The organism is Streptomyces sp. NPDC126503 (assembly GCF_040302405.1).
Taxonomy (GTDB): Bacteria; Actinomycetota; Actinomycetes; order Streptomycetales; family Streptomycetaceae; genus Streptomyces; species Streptomyces gulbargensis.
This window is the reverse complement of sequence record NZ_JBEORS010000062.1, coordinates 1-1013: the sequence shown is the minus strand read 5'-3', so window position 1 is coordinate 1013 and position 1013 is coordinate 1. Positions and strand designations below refer to the sequence as shown.

The following is a 1013-nucleotide window of genomic DNA, read 5'->3' as shown; positions in this document are numbered from 1 at the left end:
GGCGGCGGCCGCGGCCTGAAGGTCGCCCGCACCCTGGAGGAGGTCCCCGAACTCTACGACTCCGCCGTCCGCGAGGCCGTCGCCGCCTTCGGCCGCGGCGAATGCTTCGTCGAGCGCTACCTCGACAAGCCCCGCCACGTCGAGACCCAGTGCCTGGCCGACACCCACGGCAACGTCGTCGTCGTCTCCACCCGCGACTGCTCCCTGCAGCGAAGGCACCAAAAGCTCGTCGAGGAAGCCCCCGCCCCCTTCCTGACCGAGGAACAGAACAAGCAGCTCTACGCCGCCTCCAAGGCGATCCTGAAGGAAGCCGGCTACGTCGGCGCCGGCACGGTGGAGTTCCTCGTCGGCCTGGACGGCACGATCTCCTTCCTCGAGGTCAACACCCGCCTGCAGGTCGAACACCCCGTCACCGAGGAAGTCACCGGCATCGACCTGGTCCGGGAGATGTTCCGCATCGCCGACGGCGAGCCCCTCGGCTACGACGACCCCGAGATCCGCGGCCACTCCTTCGAGTTCCGCATCAACGGCGAAGACCCCGGCCGCGGCTTCCTGCCCGCCCCCGGCACCGTCACCCTCTTCGCCCCGCCCACCGGCCCCGGCGTCCGCCTCGACGCCGGCGTCGAGTCCGGCAGCGTCATCGGCCCCGCCTGGGACTCCCTCCTGGCCAAACTCGTCATCACCGGCGCCACCCGCGAACAGGCCCTCCAGCGCGCCGCCCGCGCCCTCGCGGAGTTCAAGGTCGAGGGCATGGCCACCGCCATCCCCTTCCACCAGGCCGTCGTGGTCGACCCCGCCTTCACCTCCAGCCCCTTCCGCGTCCACACCCGCTGGATCGAGACCGAGTTCGTCAACGACATCAAGCCCTTCGCCCCCGCCGCCGACGACAGCGACGAGGACGAGACGGGCCGCGAGACCATCGTGGTCGAGGTCGGCGGCAAGCGCCTGGAGGTCTCCCTGCCCTCCAGCCTCGGCATGACCCTCGCCCGCACCGGCCTGGCCGCCGGCGCCAA

The 1013-nt window shown here is 71.4% G+C and carries 1 protein-coding gene; it reads left to right on the top strand.

All coding sequences use genetic code 11. The annotated features are described in order from the left end of the window. Positions 1–1013, top strand: a 1013-nt coding sequence (locus tag ABTY40_RS30845) for an ATP-binding protein (protein WP_502990717.1), incomplete at both ends; no start/stop codon positions are given.